1 protein-coding gene is annotated in these 433 nt (G+C 58.9%); it reads left to right on the top strand.

The window, feature by feature from the left end; translation table 11 throughout:
- Nucleotides 1-193: 193 nt before the first annotated feature.
- Nucleotides 194-433: hypothetical protein (locus tag ACU8YE_RS25585; RefSeq protein ID WP_446930418.1), on the top strand; the 240-nt coding region annotated here is incomplete at its 3' end.

The following is a 433-nucleotide window of genomic DNA, read 5'->3' as shown; positions in this document are numbered from 1 at the left end:
CTCGTACGGTGACGAAGCGAGCGAAATCTGCGCTCTTACCCACACGGAAGCCTCGTTGCGGAGCCCGTGAAGGCTTCAACCGGTTTTGCCCCGTGCTCATGTCCCTTCCTATGATTCCCCGCGGATCATTTTCTACAGGGGGGTAAGACATGAACAAGCGCAACGCGCAATTGCCGGAGTCGCGGCCACCGGTGTGCTGCTGGGATCAACAGCAGGAGCACCGTCCGTCGCTGATGCTGCGGTCAAGCCGAAGGTGTACAAGAACTGCACCGCGCTCAACAAGGTCTATCCGCACGGCGTGGCCAAGAACAGCAAGGTGAAAGACAAGGTGCGGGGCAAGACCAAGCCGGTGACGGCTTTCACGGTGAAGGCGAGCGTCTACAAGCGCAACGACGGCAAGAAGAAGAAGTACAAGCACGAGCGTGATCTCGAC

The organism is Ralstonia sp. VS2407 (genome assembly GCF_052950655.1).
This window is presented reverse-complemented; position numbering and strand designations above follow the sequence as displayed.